General features: G+C 61.6%; 19 protein-coding genes. 12 read left to right on the top strand and 7 right to left on the bottom strand.

Going from position 1 to position 15,288, the window contains the following annotated elements; translation table 11 throughout:
• Position 1 precedes the first annotated feature (1 nt).
• On the top strand, positions 2-2,098 hold the full coding sequence (locus BMI01S_RS06935; RefSeq protein WP_028230498.1) for a hypothetical protein: 2,097 nt from the start codon (positions 2-4) through the stop codon (positions 2,096-2,098).
• A gap of 236 nt (positions 2,099-2,334) precedes the next feature.
• Positions 2,335-2,646 carry a DUF4148 domain-containing protein gene (locus BMI01S_RS06930; RefSeq protein ID WP_028230499.1) on the top strand — a complete coding sequence of 104 codons (312 nt, stop codon included), beginning with the start codon at positions 2,335-2,337 and terminating at the stop codon, positions 2,644-2,646.
• 244 nt (positions 2,647-2,890) lie between these two features.
• Here BMI01S_RS06930 and BMI01S_RS06925 read toward each other — a convergent pair whose 3' ends face one another.
• Positions 2,891-3,199 carry a hypothetical protein gene (locus BMI01S_RS06925; protein WP_154671181.1) on the bottom strand — a complete coding sequence of 103 codons (309 nt, stop codon included), beginning with the start codon at positions 3,197-3,199 and terminating at the stop codon, positions 2,891-2,893.
• 80 nt (positions 3,200-3,279) lie between these two features.
• Between BMI01S_RS06925 and BMI01S_RS06920 the strand changes: the two genes are divergently transcribed.
• A complete protein-coding gene (locus BMI01S_RS06920; RefSeq protein WP_028230501.1) occupies positions 3,280-4,443 on the top strand; it encodes a DUF4062 domain-containing protein in 1,164 nt (387 codons plus the stop codon).
• A 32-nt stretch (positions 4,444-4,475) separates the two neighbouring features.
• On the opposite strand, the gene BMI01S_RS06915 is transcribed toward BMI01S_RS06920, so the two are convergent.
• On the bottom strand, positions 4,476-4,931 hold the full coding sequence (locus BMI01S_RS06915; protein ID WP_028230502.1) for a hypothetical protein: 456 nt from the start codon (positions 4,929-4,931) through the stop codon (positions 4,476-4,478).
• A gap of 736 nt (positions 4,932-5,667) precedes the next feature.
• Here BMI01S_RS06915 and BMI01S_RS38035 point away from each other — a divergent pair.
• Positions 5,668-6,399 (top strand): HNH endonuclease, encoded by a 732-nt coding sequence (locus BMI01S_RS38035; protein ID WP_051381366.1) that lies wholly within the window; start codon positions 5,668-5,670, stop codon positions 6,397-6,399.
• A gap of 28 nt (positions 6,400-6,427) precedes the next feature.
• Here the strand turns inward: BMI01S_RS38035 and BMI01S_RS06905 are convergent, their stop codons facing one another.
• Complete coding sequence (locus BMI01S_RS06905) at positions 6,428-6,928, bottom strand: hypothetical protein (protein ID WP_028230503.1); 501 nt, start codon at positions 6,926-6,928, stop codon at positions 6,428-6,430.
• A 280-nt stretch (positions 6,929-7,208) separates the two neighbouring features.
• On the opposite strand from BMI01S_RS06905, the gene BMI01S_RS06900 reads away from it, so the two are divergent.
• From BMI01S_RS06900 to BMI01S_RS06885, 6 genes are all read left to right on the top strand, one after another.
• A complete protein-coding gene (locus tag BMI01S_RS06900; protein ID WP_028230504.1) occupies positions 7,209-7,676 on the top strand; it encodes a hypothetical protein in 468 nt (155 codons plus the stop codon).
• Positions 7,677-7,720: 44 nt separating this feature from the next.
• On the top strand, positions 7,721-8,320 hold the full coding sequence (locus BMI01S_RS40685) for a Nal1-like putative serine protease (protein WP_154671182.1): 600 nt from the start codon (positions 7,721-7,723) through the stop codon (positions 8,318-8,320).
• A gap of 7 nt (positions 8,321-8,327) precedes the next feature.
• Entirely contained in the window at positions 8,328-8,534 is a 207-nt protein-coding gene (locus BMI01S_RS40680) for a hypothetical protein (RefSeq protein ID WP_154671183.1), read from the top strand.
• 298 nt (positions 8,535-8,832) lie between these two features.
• The gene (locus BMI01S_RS06895; protein ID WP_028211948.1) at positions 8,833-9,144 is read left to right on the top strand and encodes a DUF4148 domain-containing protein; all 312 of its coding nucleotides are present in this window, start codon (positions 8,833-8,835) and stop codon (positions 9,142-9,144) included.
• Between the two features lie 424 nt (positions 9,145-9,568).
• Positions 9,569-9,760 carry a hypothetical protein gene (locus BMI01S_RS06890; RefSeq protein ID WP_028211949.1) on the top strand — a complete coding sequence of 64 codons (192 nt, stop codon included), beginning with the start codon at positions 9,569-9,571 and terminating at the stop codon, positions 9,758-9,760.
• A 364-nt stretch (positions 9,761-10,124) separates the two neighbouring features.
• Positions 10,125-11,150, top strand: coding sequence for a S1C family serine protease (locus tag BMI01S_RS06885; RefSeq protein WP_028211950.1), 1,026 nt, complete (start codon positions 10,125-10,127; stop codon positions 11,148-11,150).
• A 100-nt stretch (positions 11,151-11,250) separates the two neighbouring features.
• Here the strand turns inward: BMI01S_RS06885 and BMI01S_RS06880 are convergent, their stop codons facing one another.
• The 3 genes from BMI01S_RS06880 to BMI01S_RS06870 form a co-directional block, all read right to left on the bottom strand.
• Positions 11,251-11,613, bottom strand: a complete 363-nt coding sequence (locus BMI01S_RS06880; RefSeq protein WP_028211951.1) for a hypothetical protein — start codon at positions 11,611-11,613, stop codon at positions 11,251-11,253.
• A gap of 320 nt (positions 11,614-11,933) precedes the next feature.
• Entirely contained in the window at positions 11,934-12,098 is a 165-nt protein-coding gene (locus BMI01S_RS41865; RefSeq protein WP_167334410.1) for a hypothetical protein, read from the bottom strand.
• Positions 12,099-12,425: 327 nt separating this feature from the next.
• Complete coding sequence (locus BMI01S_RS06870) at positions 12,426-13,052, bottom strand: LysE family translocator (RefSeq protein WP_028211953.1); 627 nt, start codon at positions 13,050-13,052, stop codon at positions 12,426-12,428.
• A gap of 492 nt (positions 13,053-13,544) precedes the next feature.
• Here BMI01S_RS06870 and sap1 point away from each other — a divergent pair, with 492 nt between their 5' ends.
• Both sap1 and BMI01S_RS06860 read left to right on the top strand, forming a co-directional pair.
• Positions 13,545-13,886, top strand: a complete 342-nt coding sequence (sap1, locus tag BMI01S_RS06865) for a surface attachment protein Sap1 (protein WP_028211954.1) — start codon at positions 13,545-13,547, stop codon at positions 13,884-13,886.
• Positions 13,887-14,200: 314 nt separating this feature from the next.
• Complete coding sequence (locus tag BMI01S_RS06860; protein ID WP_028211955.1) at positions 14,201-14,755, top strand: YaeQ family protein; 555 nt, start codon at positions 14,201-14,203, stop codon at positions 14,753-14,755.
• A gap of 51 nt (positions 14,756-14,806) precedes the next feature.
• On the opposite strand, the gene BMI01S_RS06855 is transcribed toward BMI01S_RS06860, so the two are convergent.
• Positions 14,807-15,217: a VOC family protein gene (locus tag BMI01S_RS06855; RefSeq protein WP_028211956.1), complete on the bottom strand. Its 411-nt coding sequence runs from the start codon at positions 15,215-15,217 to the stop codon at positions 14,807-14,809.
• Between the last annotated feature and the right edge of the window lie 71 nt (positions 15,218-15,288).

Below are 15,288 nucleotides of genomic sequence, written 5' to 3'. Positions count from 1 at the left end.
AATGGCTTCCTTCGATGACTACCTTGCTGGGAAGGCCGCAACGCCTCAGCCGGCGACATTCGATGAATATCTCGCTGGCAGGGGCACTACGCCTCCGGCGCCGCGGACCATCGACGATTGGGCGAAACTTTCGTCCGCGCCGCGCCAGAATATTGATGCGTGGGCTGGCGCCGTGTCCGCTAACCCGGCAGGCGCTGTTACCCAGTCGGAAAGGACGCTGCCAAATATCGGACTAGCTACAGATCTCGCGGCTGGCGGCGCGTCACCCGACACATGGAGAACGCTTCAGCAGATCGGCTCTGGCGCGTGGCACGGCGTCAGCAGTCTCGCGAACAATGCGGCGAATCTGGTAGAGAAAGGCGTTTCGGCGGGCGTCAACGCGATTCCCGGCGTTCAAGGCTCAGCGTTCGGGAACTGGCTGGCGAGCACTGCGGATAACGATGTCGCGGCGCAAGCGGCCGCCGATCGACAGTTTCGCGAGACTGCCTCGCCGGGTGAGCAGGCGTCGGCCATCGTTGCGCCAATGGTCCTGCCGATGGGCGGGGTCGCGCGTGCAGGATCGGCAATCCGCAATGGCGTCACCGCTTTGCCGATGATGAGTGGCGCCGTCGGACGCGCGGTTGGCGGCGTGCTCGGGAATGCGGCCACTGGGGCAGCGCTTTCCGCTGGCGGGGCTTCGGTGGACCCGAGCCAGCCGTATTGGCCGCAGGTGGGCCGTAACGCGCTCGTGGGCGGAGCGGTTGGTGCAGGTGTGCCCGCAGCCATCGGCGCGGTCTCGGGCGCCGGCAGAGCGCTCTACAACGTGGCGCAGCCGGTCGTGAATCCGCGCGCTTACGTGGGATCTGGGCTCGCAAACGCGGTCGGAGACGAGGCGGCGCAGGTGGCGGCAAACATCCGTGGCGCGCAGGCGTTCGTACCGGGTTCGATGCCGACGACGGCGCAGGCAGCGGGGAACCCGGTGCTGACGGCAACCGAAAAAGCGGCGTCAAACTCCTATCCAGACCTGAAGATGGCTCTGGCGCAGCGAGCGATCGAGAACAACGATGCACGCTGGAGCGCGCTGATGGGCGTAGCCGGCACGCCGGCGGATATGCAGGCAGCTCAGGCGGCGCGCGATGCCGCAGCATCACCGCTCTACCAGCAGGCGCACCAGGCGACGGCGAACGTTGGCCCGGCATTCATGCGCTACGCGCAAATTCCCGAGATGCAGGAAGCCATGCAGCGCGCGAACGAGCTCGCGTCTCTCGATGCTGCCGTTGGCCGCGGCGTGGCGCCTGTGTGGCCGCAGCAGGGTGGCAGCAACGCCATCAACGGCGCGGCGCTCGACTACACGTCGCGTGCACTCGGCGACATGATTGGCGAGGCGCAACGCGCTGGCGCGAATACCCGTGCCGGCGCACTGGCCGCGCTCAAAGGCAACGTCGACAACTGGATGGGGCGGTATATCCCCGGCGTCCAGCAGGCGCGCGCCGCGTATGCCGCGGGGAGCGTGCCGGTCAACACGATGCAGGTTGGCCAGCAGATCGCGAACGGCCTCGGAACCCGGGCCATGAACGCTGGCGGCGTGCCCGAGATCGGGTTGATGCCCTATCGCTCTGCTCTCGCGCAAGCGATGAACAACGGCGACGCAGCACGCTACGGGATCGACGCCAATGCGCTCGGCACGCTTCAGAGCATCGGGCAGGACTTGCAACGCGCGACGATTTCTAACTCGGTACGCACGCCGGGCAGCGACACGGCCTATAACCTCAGTGCAAACGGCTGGCTGGCTCGGAACATCTACGGGCCGAACTTCGGCGGGGCGACCGGGCTTGGCCGAGCGGTGGGAGCGATCGGCGCCGCGGCAACCGGGCATCCGATGATCGGCCTAGGCATTCTTGGCGGCGGCAGTCGGATCGGGCAAATGGTGGGGAATCGGCTCAACGGCCAGCTTTCGGATCTACTGCTCAACCCGCAAGGCTTCCTGCCTTACCTCGACGCCCGAGCGGGTGGCGCGGCCGCGGCGCGAAATCAGATGCTCGGGCAGGCGTTGGCGCGGCGCCTTCAGAGCGTCCCGGCGCTCGTTGCCCCTCAGCTTGTCGCACCGAGTCAGCCTTAGCCATAGCAGTGCTTTTCTGCGGTCTGCGGCATACGCGTTTCCAGGTTGCGGCCCGTAGGGGCCGCTTCTCCTTGCTCGACGGGCGTTTGCGCGGAGATGCCAGGATTCTGCTGCGGGCTGGAACAATGCCTTCGATTGCTAGGGGTTAACCCTAGAGCGCAACGCTCCTAGACTTTCACTCATCGGATGCAGACAAGTTGTCGCACCGCTAACAAAAGTCGATGGAGGTAGTAATCATGAAGTCCCTGATCCAAGCCGTTGCAGTTGCTGTTGCCCTTGTTGTGCCGGTTGCTTCGTTCGCACAGTCGAACGGCCCGGTGACCCGCGCCCAGGTCCGCGCGGAGCTCGTTCAGCTTGAGAAGGCCGGCTATCACGTTGGCGATGGCGACCAAGCGCACTACCCGGACGCGATCCAGGCCGCCGAAGCGAAGGTCGCTGCGCAACAAGTGGCAACGAGCGGTTACGGTGGTGTTGTGAGCGGTTCGTCTGATGCGGGCCGCCCGGCAGTGTCGAAGGCCGATTGGAACGCGATGTACAGCCATCCCTAATGCATAGATTTCCGGGCGCACGGGCTGAAAGCCAAAAGCAGATGGCCTGAGCAAAGCAGTCTGGGCGCGCAGTACCCCTGTGCGCTCCTAGTTAAAGAACCGGCTCGCTAGCGCGGCAATATCCGCGAGCGGGCCAGCTCCATTCTGAATACCTCCGCCGTCGGCCATCCGATGGCTTCGCTCGGGCCTAACGGCCTGGGCGTTTTTTCGATGAGATCGATCCAAGGCTTTTGCCCTCGATCGTCTATCGCCCCCATCGGAGATCGCCGCCAGCCAGTTTCGGCGGCTCCTCGATCTCCCGGACGTCCCCGTCTATCGTCAGTCCATCGTTCTGGAACCATCCATCGACCGGCTGGCGCGCTTCCTTGGCACCATCGACGACAGTCCATTCTGGCCGTGGCGTGGCATTCGGCTCGTCTCCAAGTAATGGTATGAGTCCGATCAGCCCAAACAGCACGGTCGCTGCAATGGCGATGAGGATGCGTCCAGAAATGCCGATGTCAGCCGCGTTGGTGGCAGCAACGGCACCGACGACGGTGGGAACGAGGCTCATGAGGTATGTCCCAAAACGATCCCACATAGAATAGGCGACGGCGTAATACGCCGCAATCAATTCAAACAACCGAGTTATATATGGCAAGAACCTCGACCATCGTGCAGGTGTTTGTAGCTTCTCCCTCCGATGTTGCACCGGAACGCGAAGCACTCGAAACACTGATTGCAGAACTGAACCGAGCATGGAGTGTTGGATTGGGCATCATGTTCGAGTTGGTGCGTTGGGAAACGCACGTGGCACCTGCGATGGGCGGCGATCCGCAAGCGCTGATTAACGAGCAAATCGGCGACGACTACGATGTATTCATCGGAATCTTGTGGGCAAAGTTTGGAACGCCAACGCCGCGCGCCATGTCGGGCACGCAGGAGGAATTCGAACGTGCTTACGCTAGGCTCGGCGCCGGACAAAATGCCCCGCGGATCATGTTCTACTTCAAAGAGGCAGCGATACCCGTTGCAAAGATTGATCCTCGGCAAATCGAAAGCGTGCAAAGGTTCCGATCCTCCCTTTCCGACAAGGGTATCTATTCAACTTTTGAGGACTTGGAAGCATTCATCACTTCGGTTCGGGCTCACCTGTCCTCAGTCGCACAACAGTTCGCCCGACAGATTGCAAACACAGCTACCACTGTGGCTACTCCGAATACAGGAGCGATGGCATTTGAATCCGATCAAGACGATGATCTTGGCTTGCTTGACTATGTTGAGATATGCAATGCGAGAATCGAAGACATGGTGGCAGCATTGGAAATCATCGCGGAGGCAACTATACGAATGGGCGGCCAGTTCGAGGTACATAACTCGGCAGTCACGGATTTGATGGCTGCAGGCTCACCGCCATCACCAAAAACCGCGAAGAGGCTCATCAAACGATGCGCCGATGATATGGAAGCCTTCGCTGGAATTCTCAAAAGCCAGACGGCGATTTTGGCATCGCATCGGCTGGCTGCGTTTGACGCTCTCGACAAGTCACTGACGTTGAGCCAAGAGGTCAACGCCGGAGATACTTCGGATGTTCGATCGCTCTACTTGGCTCTCAGCACGCTCCAGAGCAACTTGATCGAACCGACGCAACAACTGTTGCTTTTCAAGGAGGTGGCTGCTCGACTACCGAGAATGACAAGCGAGCTGAACAAGGCAAAGCGACTCGTCGTCGGACAGATGGATGCGCTCATCGATGAGATCAAGACGACGAGCAGCACAACTGGCAACGTATTGCTTTCGATTGAGAGGATGCTATAGGCGACGGCGGTTCGGCATATTGATCCCGGCGCTTAGGTGCGCTCCTTTCTGCGGAACCCGCTCCGCACCCATCCGACCGCGAGGAAAAGCGCGCCGACTGTTCCGCTCAACCAGCCAATTATCGAAACCAACGCCCCGGCATTGGCGCGCTTTGCCGTTGCTATCGAATCATCGCGCAGTTGAGCCTGTTTCTGAGCAAACTGTTCTCGAGGACTATCGGTGCCTGCGCAAAGTCCTGCAAACGGGTCAACCTGATTCGCGCCTGCTGGTTGCTGCGCGAGGTATTTGTCAAACGGTGAACTGTCCGACGGTGCGGCCTTCGGAGTGACAGGCTCACGCCGAAGGCAATTGTCGTAGAGGTTGAGTGCGTTCTCGTAATCGGTATTGGCGCGCCGCTCAGCATAGCGGACGTTGTCCACGTACAACCACCCGGCCCAGGCGCTAACCGCCACTGTCAAGACAACCCAGATACGAGTCCAGCCGCCCATGTTGGCCCCTTCGCGTCATTCGTCTTTTACGGGGATGGTAACGGATGGCAGCGGGGTTGCGTCGATAGCATGAGCGAGATACAGCCGACGCGAAAGGGTTAATTCACCAGCGCCTCAGTCGTCATCACCGTGATGGTGATGATGATAGCCACCGTAGTAACCGCCGTAACCGCCACCGTAGTAACCGGGGTATGGCGCAACGATGCACCCGCTCAGAAGCGTAGCAGCGGCGATTATCAACAAGAGGGCTTTCATAGCTATTCAGCCGAGGACAGGATTCGATGGGCGGAAGCATACCGACAGACGTTCATGGCAGCTGTAAGAAATAGTTTCACAGCCTGCTGAACTTCTTCGTTGGCTTCGGGGGAAGCTTCTAGTTTTCGCTGTCGGCTAACGCGGATGGAAACCGAAGCGGATTCACCGCTTTGCGCCAGGGTGCGTTCCGGGATTCCCCGGAACCTTGCCCATAGGCGCACTTCTGCCGCTCGTCGGCCACTCGCGCTGGAAGCAGATTGCACCGTTCGTTGGCGTATCGCGAGAGACTTGGCGCAAACGCTGCCTGGAGGGGCGCGCGCTGCAGCCGATCCGACTTTCGCAACGTTGCACTGTCTGGCGGAATGACCAATTGCATGCGTACCTAGCCACCCGTTGGGGTTTAGAGCCGAGGAAGTTGGCGGCACGCCGGTAATTCGGCCGGCGTGCTAGCCTGCGCTCAAGGTCACAACAAACCACCACCATGAAAATCACATTCGACCAAATCCAGGTCGCCTATGAAGTCGCGAGCGCTGTGTTTGACGGCACCCTGTCGAGGGCGGACGGCGTACAGCGGCTTCATGAAGATCACGACATAAACGCGGGAAGTGCTGGCGATTTCATTGAGGACTTCCGCCGAATGATGATGGGGCAAGAGTTCCACCGCACACTGAGCGTCGAAGCAACGGACTACTTTCTTGGCCGGATTGCAAAAGAACGAGATAGTGCCGAATTCGCGAATGCGATCGCCGCAAACTACGCGCATCTGAACTACTACGCAAAGCTAGCGAAGGGCGGCCCTCAACATGCGAAGCGGCGGATAGTCGATGCGTGGGCGGCAAAACGGTCTTCGCCCACCGATCTCGGTCTGATGCAGGCGAAATTTGCGGACGCTGTGGAGCGAGCTCGGGCGGACGCCCCGACCATACGCCAAAGCCGCCTTTTGGCAGCGGCGAAGCTGCCAGGGAAGGTGCAGGTCGTGACCGAGGCCTACGTCCGGAATCCGGACGTTGCTGCAGAGGTGTTGGAGCGAGCCAAGGGCATTTGTGAGCAGTGCGCGAAGCCGGCACCGTTCGTTCGGCACTCCAATCGCACACCCTACCTCGAGGTGCATCACCGGATGAAGCTGGCTGATGGCGGCGAAGACACGGTCGAAAACGCAATTGCGCTGTGCCCGAACTGCCACCGTGAGATGCACTATGGGGTGCGAGAATAGGCGTACGAAGGTCGGCGTGAGGGTTCGGCTAGCTGCCGACTCGATGGACAAATTGCTCTATCACCGGCAGTGCGGAATTCCAGTGACTCAACCCCGCGTCGATCAGCTTCAATGAAAGATGCTTAACGGCTTCGGCGGGAAGCGACTTCAGCTGGTCGAGCAGCCGAGATTTCTCTGGCGCCGGAAGGTCAGACTCTTCAATCCGAACGCCGATCAGTTCCTTCAGCGTTTCCTCGTGAAGTTTGACCGTCACGACGCCGAGGATGGCCGAGAGGCCGCCGTCGTCAGCCAAGAAGTCCATCCCTTTGGCGGTGATGCGAGGCAGGCCACTAGCCATATGTCCGTCGAGCCCATACTGGATCGCGCTTTCGACTAGGCCGTGTTCCTCGAGATAGATGAGATTGGCGGCATAGCGCTCGCTCGACGCATCGTCCATGTCGTGGAGCGACCGGCGAATATCATGCGGGCGCGGATAGCTCTGGGCGAGCATTTCCAGCAGTTCACGTTGGTAGGTCCGATCGAGGTTCACGCACTCTCCGATCCGTGTTGGATGTAGCCGTCATTCTTGCATCCTTCACGAGTAACGGTACGACCTTTCCTTGCTCAAGGACTCGCATCGTTGCGCTGAACGAAACGTAGGAATTTGCTACGATTCAGCGCCGAATCACCGTGAAACAGTGGGTAATGCAACTCGCATCAGCCTGATGGTGTTTGCATCGCGACGAGACCAAGTCGAAGCCGCGTAACTAAAAGGGGCGCGCCAATTGTAGCCGGCCCCTTGCGACGGCCTCAAAACGAAGGAAAAAATAATGGCAAGTGCGTTCGAAGTAGCTAGTTCTTTTACTAGGTGGGCTCTCGGCAACAATCTCGTTCCCCCGTTGCCCGCCGGTATGGAGGGGGAATACCTCGCGAATGTGACGCCGGTTCAGGTATCGCCTGAAGGCGAGGATGTGTTGCGCACCCGCTCAATCTCCTCCGTCGTATTCAATGACCCTGAGTCCAAGGTCTTCGTTTACACGGAGAAGCGAGTCACACAGAAAGAACTTGAGCGCCTTCCGCAGCTAATTGCTGGATGCGATGTTGTTTACCCGCATGGGACCCTTGACGATCTCGGCGGAGATATCCAGAACGCCCAAGGCTCCGGGTTTACGATGTTGAACGTGCCAAATATCGGTCAGGCATACTGCTGCGGATCGTCGGTATCGCCTGGAAATGAGGCGTCCGCGGGAACGATGGGGCACTCGTCAGGAGCGGCGACGGCACAATATTTGGCCTAACGAATAATCATGTAACGGGCGGCTGTAACCATTCAGCGATCGGCTTGCCGATTCTCGCGCCCGGCGTGCTGGACGTGTCCGCGAACAGTCTGATTCCGTTCACGATTGGGTTTCATGAGCGTGTGCTTCCGTACGCACTCGGAACGACTGGGAATGTGAACATAGCCGAAAACACGGACGCGGCACTGTTCAAGATTCAGAATGGCAATTGGGTGTCATCCATGCAGGGACTGGCCTATGATACCCCTCAGATAGTTACAAACCCGCTTGAGGGGCTGACTGTAGAGAAAGTTGGCCGCACGACGGGACACACGAAAGGCAAGATCGTCGGCCGCGAACTTCGGCCGATCCGGGTGAAGGCGACCTCAGGACGCAACTCTTTTCAGGCGGTGATCATGTTCCCTGGCGTTTTTATTGTCCATGGAGACCATCGACCATTCTCTGAAGGCGGCGATTCAGGTTCGCTCGTGGTCGCAACGCACCCGGACGGGACGAAGACCGCAGTAGGAATAGTTTTTGCGGGTGGACAGGACTCGTTGGCACCCGGCGGAAAGCGAACTTCGATTTTGCCGATTGGCCCTATTTTGAACCGCCTCGGCGTAACTCTGGTAGGTGGGCACAATGTCACAACTCCCAGCACATGACCGTCTGATGGAAGCCGCAGACCACTTAGCACGGCTCTTACCGCCAATGGTGCGAGAAGACGCGAGCATCTCGACCGTAATGAAAAATTCGGGCGATACGGTGCTGTTTGTTTACCTCCCGGTAGACGCTGAGCATTTCCGTTCGACGCTGCCCGAACGCGTTGACGGCTTTGCCGTCGTGTATGAGTTTTCCGAGCCCTATACGCTCAATTAAGACCGAAGTAAGGGTGGCAAAAGCGAGCGGCTGCTACGTCACCGCTTTCTTAAGGTACACACTTCGGTACACAAAATTGATGCCGCTCACCCACTGCCTTGTCCTGTAAGCGATTGTGACGCTTCGCAAGGTTCTGTATCGTAACCCGCGGTCCGCACCGCGCAGCCATTCTTCTGCCGCCTGGAACAATGCTTTCGAGGTACGAGGGTTAACCCTCGGCCTCGATCCTCCTAGACTTTGGGTCATCGGATGCAGACACGTTGTCGCACCGAATCAAAAGCCCAAGGAGGTAGTGACCATGAAGACCCTGATCCAGACCGTAGCCGTTGCCGTTGCACTCGTCGTGCCCGTCGCATCGTTCGCGCAATCGAATGCGCCCGTCACCCGCGCCCAGGTGCGCGCCGAGCTCGTGCAGCTCGAAAAGGCAGGCTGGCGTCCGGGCGCAGGTTCCGATCCGCACTACCCCGACGATCTTCTCGCAGCAGAAGCCAAGGTGGCGGCCGCCAACGGCGCAACGAGCGGCTACGGTGGCGTAGCGGCGGGCAACTCGGATGCCGGCCGCCCGGCGGTGTCCAAGGCCGACTGGAACGCGATGTATAACCATCCGTAACACGGCGGCATCACAGAAACGCTTGCCGGAATCCCCGGCAGGCGCCTGGCATACCTAAGCGTATACCTCCGCCGTCGTTGACTCGACGGCTTCGCTCGGGCCTTTTGGCCCGAGCGCTTTTTCCGGTGGTCGTCAACGTAGGTGGCGACGCTCCACAGAGCAGCACCTGCCAGGCCGCACCTTCGCACACTACGGGCTATCTGCATCACCATTTAGTTCGTAGTGCGATTCATTTACCGGTCGTGCGGGATGACGATCGCTTCGGCCCAGTTCAGCCTTCTTTGCGAGTTCCCACGGCCGTTCCCCGATCAAGGGATGAGCAAAGGCCACACACACCGCTGTAATTTGCGGACACACATCGTAGCGTTTTCAAACCGTTGCCGCGTCGCCGCTCGCCGACAATCTCGGGCATAGGAGAACGACGATGAAAACACTCTTCTGCGCGATTGCGTTGGTTGCCATGTCGGCCGGCCTCACGGGCTGCATCGTGGCGCCTCCGTACGCCTACGCTCCGGCGCCTGCGTACGGCTACGCGCCGGGCTACTACGCCGCTCCGTCGGTGGCTATCGGGGTGGGCGTGGGCGGCGGTTACTACGGACACGGCTGGCGACATTAAGGGGACCATAACGAGCCCCTCGAGGGATTCGCGCTCGACCTATCCGATGTGATAGCTGCGCACGCGATGCGGCCACACTAAAGTGGCGGGACATGCTTCGCAAAGCCGTTGCACCAACGCACGGGGCGACCATGAAATTCATCGGCGACGAAATCCTGCACCTCACGCGCGCCATTCCGCCCTGATTATCCGTTGGCACGTGGTGCTGCACGCCGCCCATCTTCCCGATTTACCTCGCCATGTCACCCGAGCATGGATTAGCCCGCGCGAGCGGGCTTTTTTCTGGCGGCTTCAAGACGCGCGTCCTCTTGAAAACATCTCGCGTCCCCTGCATGTAAGGCCCACTTTTCTGGAGATTCGGATCGTGGGCAGACGACCTACCTTCATCGACGACCTGGCTCGCGGCGTCCCGTTCGACGGCGCGGGACAGCGTCCAGGCATCGGCGACGACGCGCTCCTCGACGCCTATTCCCGCACCGTGATCGGCGCACTGGAGCGTGTGCAGCCGGCCGTGGCACACATTGCCGTGGAGCGTCGCGCGTCGGGCCAGGCCGCGGCGCGTGGCGGCAGCGGCTCTGGCTTTCTGTTCACGCCCGACGGCTATCTCCTGACCAACAGCCACGTCGTGCACGGCGCGAGCACGCTGCGCGTGACGCTCGCGGACGGCTCGACCCAAATGGCCGATCTGGTCGGAGACGATCCGAGCACGGATCTCGCCGTGCTGCGCATCGGCGCCGCCGAGGCGCTGCCGCACGCGCAGCTGGGCGACTCGGCGGGCCTGCGCGTCGGTCAGATCGCGATTGCCGTGGGCAGTCCACTCGGCCTCGCGCAGACGGTGACGACCGGCGTGGTGTCGGCGCTCGGACGATCGCTGCGCTCGGAGTCCGGACGCATGATCTACGACGTCATCCAGACCGATGCCGCGCTCAATCCGGGCAACTCCGGCGGGCCGCTCATCAATTCGGCGGGCCAGGTGATCGGCGTGAACACGGCGATCATTCCCGGCGCGCAGGCCATCTGCTTCGCCACCGCCATCGACACCGCGAAGTGGGTCATCACGCAACTGTTCGCGCACGGCCGGGTGCGGCGGGCCTATATCGGCATAGCCGGAACCACGGTCCCGATCGCGCGCAAGGTGCAGCGCTATTTCGAGCTAGGCGCGGCAACCGGCGTGCGCGTGATGGAGATCGTGAAGGGCAGTCCTGCCGCGCTCGGCGGCCTGCGGGTGGACGATACGATCGTGACGGTCGACGGCTTGCCGGTGGATGGCATCGACGCGCTCCAGCGTCTCTTCGACGTTTCACGTATTGATCGCGCAGTGGAAATAGGGGTGATCCGGTTGACCCGGAGACTCGACCTGCAAGTGACGCCCGTCGAGCAGACGGGCTAGGCGGACAAGGCTGACGCGACCGACCTGGGCCTTGCTGCGCAGAATCGCATGCGATTCTGCGCACCGCTGGTCAGCCCGGTGCGTCACGTCGTTGTGTCGATTACCAGCCGCTTCCGGGCTGCGCATAAACCGGCTGCGGACCGTAGCCGGGCTGCGCATACCCGTCGTCGTACTGCGGCGGCGCGGGCTGTACCGGCGCGCAGGCCACGTAGCGGCCGGAATATGGGTCGTAGCACGCCGCGCTGGCCGGCGCGGCGGCATACACAGGCGCGGGCTGCACATAGGCCGGCGGTGCCGGGTAAGCGACCGCCGGGCCGCTATTCAGTATGGCGCCCACCGCGGCGCCGATCAGCGCGCCTCCAACCAGCGCGCCCACCACGTCACCGCCATGATCGTGCGCGCTCGCGGGACCGGCCGCCACGGCACAGCCCGCCAGCACCAAAACGGCCGCCATCTTTCGCATGTCGTTCTCCCTGAGAACCTTCGAAAACATGCGAGCGATTCTCCGCCCCACTGCCGGAAACAGGTGCTGCAAGTGGTAACGACGAATTACGCTGGGATACGCGGCGCGGATCGGCGCGCTCAGTGAGCGCAAGGCCCGTTACCGTGCGTGTCTGCCCCCGGTGTGTGCGGCGTGCTGCCGCGCCGCCCGGCAGGCGGGTAGAGAAGAGTGAGCGCGATGGAGAACACCATCAGCACAAAAAACGACATCGAGGAGAACTCGAAAACCACGAGTTCATTCCTTGCCTCTCGACGCGGTCCTTCGCGCGATGTGCGGGCCGCTCAGTGATGCAGGAAGCTGCGCAGCGGATGACGCCAGTCCATATGGTGTCCGTCTCCCGCTTCTACGCGCTGTCTGTGCTCCTCGAGGATTTCGTCCGAGAACAGGAAGACGACAATAACGAGGGGGATGACCAGAAACGCGCCCAGTATTACGTGTTCGATCACGATAACCTCCTGGTTGTCAAGCGGTTTGCACTTGCATTGTAGCCGGGACGCGACAGTTTGTGCATTGTGCGTGCACGGAAGCTCGAAAGCAATGTTCGCCAACCATCACTGCGCGATGCGCCGCCTCGATCTGCACGCGCGCAATAGCAGTGCCCGGCATCCGGACATGGGATCTTCGACGCCGGCAACGCGGATGTGAATAGCCGGTTAACAAGTCCGGTAGAGCAGGGATAAGTCCTGGAAAGCCGGGGGACAACAAGTGAAGCATGCGAGTGGTCACGCGGGCTCGTCAGCGACCCGCCCGCGCGAAGCGTGCTGAGCGCAGGTTTATGTTGCCGACTTTCTCCACGCGGCGGCAAAGAGTCCTGCGGCAACGAGCAGCGTGCCGCCCGTGCGATTCACTGCGCGTTGCACACGCGGGCTACGTACGAACTTGCGTGCCGCCGCGGCCAGCATCGCATAGCCGAATGCGTTGAGTGTCGCGAGCACGAGAAAGGTGGCTTCGAATACGACGATCTGCGGCAGCACGGCCATGTGAGGATCGATGAACTGCGGCACGAACGCGACGAAGAAAATGATGCTCTTCGGGTTCAGCGCAGTGACCGCGTACGCGTGCGCGAAGATGCGGCCGGTCCGCGTCTCGGAGGTGTCCGGCGTGTCGGTTTCGCCAACGGGTGCGCGCCAGAGTTTGACACCGAGATAGACCAGATACGCCGCACCCATCCATTTGAGCACCGAGAACAGCCCGGCGGAGGCCGCCAGGACCACGCCGAGGCCGAGCATCGACGCGGTCATCGCCGTGAAATCGCCGAGCGCGACCCCGGCCGTGGTCGCGAGCGCATAGCGGCGGCCGTGGCCAAGCGCATACGACACGACGAGCAGCACGGTCGGGCCAGGAATGGCAACGAGAATCGCAGATGCGATCGCAAATGGCAGCCAGTGAGCGAAAGTCATGGTTCCTCCTGTGGGAAGCCCGATTTATCCATGAACCTCAACGGTGCGCAAGCGAGTCGCGGTGGTGGATCTTGCGCTGATGCGACGGATCGGCTGGCATCGTTTTTATTCTGCGACCACTCCATGCATTCGACGCAGTTCACGCGGGGCGCCTACGACTTTAGGTGCGCTGCGACATTCGCTGCCCGAGCCTCACTTGAACCGCTTGAATCGCCACAAGCCCCATTGCCCAATCCCGGCTATAACCGTCTCGGCCTTATTCATCAAGGCACCCGGCGATTTAATCAAGCTTCCCACTGGTCCGGAAACACGGCAGCACGAGTCGTCGGCAGTACGGCAAAGACAGGGTGCGTCACGGCGGGAGAAAATCGCTGTTGCGAGTGCACACAAGTCGGGCTTGCAGTCTTTCGCCGCTTTTCTATTTTTAAAATCGCGACTCCGCCATCAGCGTTAAACACATAGCTAAAGCGGGCAAATCCGCAGGAGACAATCATGAAGATGCTATCCGGTATGGTCGTCGTGGCGGCTAGCCTCGCTTGCGCCGTTGCGGTTCAAGCTCAGGATGTCGTAGTCAAGCCGCAGCAGACGGTGCAGTTCAAGCCCGGATCCTACGGATGCCTCTCGAAGGACAAGCTCGACGCCGTCGCGCTCCACGAACAGGCCGGCGAGCGCCAGCAGATGCAGGAATACTTCAGCGGATTCCAGTGTCTGTCCACACCCGACAATCAGTCCTTCCGTGTGGTCCAGGTGGTGGGCCATGACGTCGAATTCGTCAACGCGGCGAACGCCGACGAGCAAGGTCTCTGGACCACGGACCGATCCATCAAGCAGTAGCGCGATCTCCACCACAACCGGACGTCGGCCCCCACGGGTGCGTCTCCGGCTCATTTCCGATCCGCCGCGCAACGGCCCCCGAGGCGCTGGGGCCGTTGCCGCCTTGCTGGGCGCAGGAGCAGCGCGCGCGCTGAGATGAACGGCAAGGCCTTGCGCCGCTGTCAAACCAACGTCACTTTCCCGTCAGACCATCCGCATTGCGCCCCGCGCACGCCGTCATCACGGCGCGGCACGTCAGCGCGCCCGTCGAACGGGCACGTTGCTTGCTCAAAACTTCGCTATCATGTGCGGCTTTCGCGCGCCCGGAATCCGGTATGGCACTCAAATCGACCATCTACAAGGCAGAACTGCAGATCGCGGACATGGACCGGCACTATTACGCCGACCATGGGCTCACGATCGCGCGCCATCCGTCCGAGACCGACGACCGCATGATGGTCCGCATTGCCGCATTCGCGCTGTTCGCGGGCGAGCGGCTCGAGTTCTGCAAGGGCCTTTCCGACACGGACGAGCCCGATCTCTGGCGCAAGGACTATACGGGCGCGATCGAAACATGGATCGAAGTCGGGCAACCCGACGAGCGCCGCATCGCCAAGGCGAGCGGCCGCGCCGGCGAGGTCATCGTGATCCCCTATGGCGGGCGCACCTCCGACATCTGGTGGCAAGGCGTGCGCAGCAAGGTCGAGCGCCTGCGCAACGTCACGGTCTGGTCGCTGGGCGAGGGCGTTGCCGAATCGCTCGGCGGACTGGCCGAGCGCACCATGCGCCTGCAGTGCACGGTTCAGGACGGCGCAGCGTGGATCGGGAACACGAGCGCGGAGCCGGTTGCCGTCGAATGGAGCGTGTTCAAGGCGCCCGAAAACGTCTAGCGGCCAGTCCGGCGCTCGCAGCGCATGCGCGGCCATTCGAGCCGCCCGCAGTCACGCGCGCGGCGGACCCTTCAGCTCCACCATATTGCCTTCCGGGTCGAACAGATACAGCGACGGCCCCAGTCCCTCCGCCCCATAGCGCTCGACGACGTTGCCGGGACACGCCCCATGCTGCGTCAGATGCGCGCTGAGTCCTTGCGCATCGAACGGTTCGACGCGCAGACAGAGATGATCCATGTTGCCGCCGGCGCCCGCGGGCGGAGCGCCCACGCCCCGGTCCAGCGGGCCGCCGATCATCACCAGATCGATCAGCGAACGGCCCGCGCGCAACTGCACGAGCCCCAGGTCGTGCTGCTCGCGCTCCGGCTCGCAGCCGAGCACTTCACAGTAAAAGCGCGCCATCGCAGCCATATCGGCCGCCCGGATAACGACATGATCGATCTCGCGAATCTGAATGCGCATGGGGTCCTCCAGGTCGTCCAGGATTCCCATGATGAACCAGCGCACGCCTGGCTGCGCAGAACGCGCCAACG

Source organism: Paraburkholderia mimosarum LMG 23256 = NBRC 106338, assembly GCF_000739815.1.
Taxonomy (GTDB): Bacteria; Pseudomonadota; Gammaproteobacteria; order Burkholderiales; family Burkholderiaceae; genus Paraburkholderia; species Paraburkholderia mimosarum.
This window is presented reverse-complemented; position numbering and strand designations above follow the sequence as displayed.

Bases quoted from the DNA above. Each gene is read 5' to 3' on its own strand.
- BMI01S_RS38035 (WP_051381366.1), top strand. From the start codon at position 5,668: ATGAAAATCACATTCGACCAAATCCAGGTCGCCTATGAAGTCGCGAGC.
- BMI01S_RS06855 (WP_028211956.1), bottom strand. From the start codon at position 15,217: ATGCGCATTCAGATTCGCGAGATCGATCATGTCGTTATCCGGGCGGCC.
- BMI01S_RS06880 (WP_028211951.1), bottom strand. From the start codon at position 11,613: ATGCGAAAGATGGCGGCCGTTTTGGTGCTGGCGGGCTGTGCCGTGGCG.
- BMI01S_RS06900 (WP_028230504.1), top strand. From the start codon at position 7,209: ATGGCAAGTGCGTTCGAAGTAGCTAGTTCTTTTACTAGGTGGGCTCTC.
- BMI01S_RS06915 (WP_028230502.1), bottom strand. From the start codon at position 4,931: ATGGGCGGCTGGACTCGTATCTGGGTTGTCTTGACAGTGGCGGTTAGC.
- BMI01S_RS06860 (WP_028211955.1), top strand. From the start codon at position 14,201: ATGGCACTCAAATCGACCATCTACAAGGCAGAACTGCAGATCGCGGAC.
- BMI01S_RS06920 (WP_028230501.1), top strand. From the start codon at position 3,280: ATGGCAAGAACCTCGACCATCGTGCAGGTGTTTGTAGCTTCTCCCTCC.
- sap1 (WP_028211954.1), top strand. From the start codon at position 13,545: ATGAAGATGCTATCCGGTATGGTCGTCGTGGCGGCTAGCCTCGCTTGC.
- BMI01S_RS06890 (WP_028211949.1), top strand. From the start codon at position 9,569: ATGAAAACACTCTTCTGCGCGATTGCGTTGGTTGCCATGTCGGCCGGC.
- BMI01S_RS06870 (WP_028211953.1), bottom strand. From the start codon at position 13,052: ATGACTTTCGCTCACTGGCTGCCATTTGCGATCGCATCTGCGATTCTC.
- BMI01S_RS06895 (WP_028211948.1), top strand. From the start codon at position 8,833: ATGAAGACCCTGATCCAGACCGTAGCCGTTGCCGTTGCACTCGTCGTG.
- BMI01S_RS06930 (WP_028230499.1), top strand. From the start codon at position 2,335: ATGAAGTCCCTGATCCAAGCCGTTGCAGTTGCTGTTGCCCTTGTTGTG.
- BMI01S_RS06935 (WP_028230498.1), top strand. From the start codon at position 2: ATGGCTTCCTTCGATGACTACCTTGCTGGGAAGGCCGCAACGCCTCAG.
- BMI01S_RS06925 (WP_154671181.1), bottom strand. From the start codon at position 3,199: ATGAGCCTCGTTCCCACCGTCGTCGGTGCCGTTGCTGCCACCAACGCG.
- BMI01S_RS40680 (WP_154671183.1), top strand. From the start codon at position 8,328: ATGGAAGCCGCAGACCACTTAGCACGGCTCTTACCGCCAATGGTGCGA.